This is a genomic window from Xanthomonas sp. SHU 199 (assembly GCF_000364665.1).
Lineage (GTDB): Bacteria > Pseudomonadota > Gammaproteobacteria > Xanthomonadales > Xanthomonadaceae > Xanthomonas_A > Xanthomonas_A sontii.
The window spans coordinates 1-2951 of sequence record NZ_AQOI01000730.1 but is presented as its reverse complement, the minus strand read 5'-3'; the positions used below and the strand labels follow the sequence as shown (position 1 = coordinate 2951).

The window sequence follows — 2951 nt, the reverse complement described above, 5'->3', positions numbered from 1 at the left end:
GATGCGCTGGACCTGGCGCGGATCGAGGCCGGGCGCTTGCGCCTGGAGTCGCAGCCGTTCGCGCTGCAGGCGCTGATCGCCGAAGTGGTCAACCTGATGGCGCCGCTGGCGCAGGCGCGCGGGCTGCGCTTCGATCTGCACGACGGCATGCCCGGCGCGACCACGGTGGAAGGCGATGCGCTGCGGGTGCGGCAGATCCTGCTGAACCTGCTCGGCAACGCGATCAAGTTCACCAGCAGCGGCTCGGTGGCGCTGAAGGTGGCGCCGGGGCAGGACGGCCAGGGGTTGTGCATCGAGGTGGCCGATACCGGCCCGGGCATCGGCAGCGAGCAGCAGGCGCGGCTGTTCCAGCGCTTCGAACAGGGCGACGGCCCGCGCACCGCGGTGCGCCAGGGCGGCAGCGGCCTGGGCCTGGCGATCAGCCAGGAACTGGCGATGGCGATGGGCGGGCGCATCCATGTCGAGAGCCGGCTGGGGCACGGCGCGCGTTTCCGCGTGGGCCTGCCGCTGCGCTGGCGTCCGGCGCAGGAGCCGACGGCGGTCCCGGTGCCGGCACCGCGCGCGCGCACCGCGCTGCGGATCCTGCTGGTCGAGGACGAACCGACCGTGGCCCAGGTGATGGTCGAACTGCTGCGCGGCCGCGGCCATCAGGTGACCTGGGCCGCGCACGGCCTGGAGGCGCTGACCGAAGCCAGCCAGGGCAGCTTCGATATCGGCCTGCTCGACCTGGACCTGCCGGCGCTCGACGGCCTGGCGCTGGCGCGGCAGTTGCGTGCGCTGGGCCATGGCTTCCCGCTGCTGGCGGTGACCGCGCGCTCCGACGGCGAGGCCGAGGCCGCCGCGCGCGCCGCCGGATTCGCCGGGTTCGTGCGCAAGCCGGTCACCGGGCAGATGCTGGAAGGGGCCATCGACGCGGTGCTGGACGGGGCGCCGCCGCCGCTCTGAGTCGATGCGGGACGCGGTTGCCAGCGCCGGCGCTTATCGCCGACGATGGCGTCGGTGGCGCGGGACGGATGCCCGTCGGGGAGACAGAGGCGATGCGGTCGAGACGGATCTTGGGATGGCTGCTGCTGGCGTGGTCCGCGGTCGCCGGCGCGGCAGTGCCGCCGACGCCGCAGCCGCGCCAACTGACCGTGGCCGACGGCTTGCCGTCCAACAGCATCAATGGCTTCGCCGAGGACAAGCTCGGCTACCTGTGGCTGGCCAGCAGCGATGGCCTGGCGCGCTTCGACGGACGCGGCTACCGCATCTGGCGGATCGAGGACGGCCTGCACCACAACAAGATCTGGTCGGTGCACGTCGATGCGCAGAACCGGGTCTGGTTCGGGACCGACGGCGCCGGCCTGGGCATGCTCTCGGCCGATCGCCGGCAGTTCCGCTACTACGATCGCAGCACCTATCCGCAGATCGGCTCCACCACCGTGTGGTCCATCGCGTCCACGCCGGACGGCAGCGTCTGGTTCGGGACCTCCGCCGGCGGCCTGCACCAGTTGCAGCCGGACGGGCGCCTGCGCCGCTTCATGCCGATCCCCGGCGACGCGCGCAGCCTGCCTTCGGCCAGCGTCACCCATCTGGCGACCACGCCGGACGGCACCCTGTGGGTGGGCACCCGCGGCGGCCTGGCGCGCTGGAGCGGCCACGATTTCCAGCGCGTCGCCGCCGACGCGCTGCCGCGGCCTGAAGTGCAGGGGCTGACGCCCGAGCGCGACGATACGCTGTGGGTTTCCACCCTGGGCGGGGTGCGCCTGCTGCGCGCCGACGCCAGCGTGGTGGAGCCGTACTGGCGCAACATGCCCGGCGACAGCGTGCTGGGCATGCTGGTCCACGACCGCCACGGCACGCGCTGGTTCGACACCATGGACGGGCTGGGCCGCGAGAGCGAGTCCGGCGTGATCCGCAACGTGCCGCTGTACAGCAATTCCGCGCACGGACTGGTCAAGCCGAACTGGTCGCTGGCCTTCGAGGATCGCGAGGGCGGCCTGTGGTTCGCCAGCGGCAATGCCGGGCTGTGGCACCTGCCGGCCAACTGGCAGCAGTTCTCGGTGCTGTCCTATCGGGTGGACGACCCGGAGTCGATGGGCAACCCCTACGTGCTGGCCACCGCCGCGTCCCGCGACGGCGGCGTGTGGCTGGCCGGCACGCGTGGCGTGCTGGACAAGCTCGATCCGGCCACCGGCGCCGTGCATCGGCACATGCGGGCGATGTTCGGTCTGGACTGGGCGCGGGCGATCGCCGAAGACCCGCAGGGCCGGCTGTGGGCGGCGGCCGCGGGGGCGGTGCTGCGCTACGACCCGGCCAGCGGCGAGGTCCGGCGCTGGGGCAAGGACGCCGGGGCCGATGCGCCGATGATGGACCAGGTTGATCGGATCGTCTTCAGCAGCGACCGTCACGTCTGGATCTTCAGCGACATCACCGGCGTGCAGGTGCGCGACCTCGATGGCCACGTGCTGCGCACCATGGCGCCGGGAAGCGCCGGCCTGCCTGCGGATCTGACCGTGCAGGAGGCCAGCCTCGGGCCGCAGGGCCAGCCCTGGTTGCTGGGGCAGCACGGCCTGCTCGCCTGGAGCCCGGAGCACGCGCGGTTCGAAGCGGTGCCCGGCGCACCGCAGCGCCCGCTGAGCGCCCTGGCGATCAGCGACGGCAACGTGGTCTGGCTGGCCAGCGTCGGCTGCCTGGAGCGCTATCTGTGGGACGGCAGCCGGCTGAGCCTGCTCGACCGCATCGACGCCGAACAGGAGTTCCCGGCGCTGGCGCCGAACGGCCTGGTGGTCGATGCCAGCGGCGTGGCCTGGCTGAGCAGCGTGCGCGGGCTGATCCGGGTCGATCCGGCGAGCAAGGCGATCCGCTCCTACGGCGTGCACGATGGCCTGCCCAACCAGGAGTTCCAGATCCGCACCCTGGTGCAGGCGCGCAGCGGGCAGATCCTCGGCGGCACCCCGGACGGCGTGGTG

At 72.9% G+C, this 2951-nt stretch carries 2 protein-coding genes; both read left to right on the top strand.

Going from position 1 to position 2951, the window contains the following annotated elements; genetic code table 11:
- The coding region (locus tag D183_RS0120315; RefSeq protein ID WP_017910616.1) for an ATP-binding response regulator at window positions 1-945 on the top strand (945 nt) is incomplete at its 5' end.
- Window positions 946-1055: 110 nt separating this feature from the next.
- A partial coding sequence (locus tag D183_RS25445) for a two-component regulator propeller domain-containing protein (RefSeq protein ID WP_017910615.1) occupies window positions 1056-2951 on the top strand: 1896 nt, incomplete at its 3' end.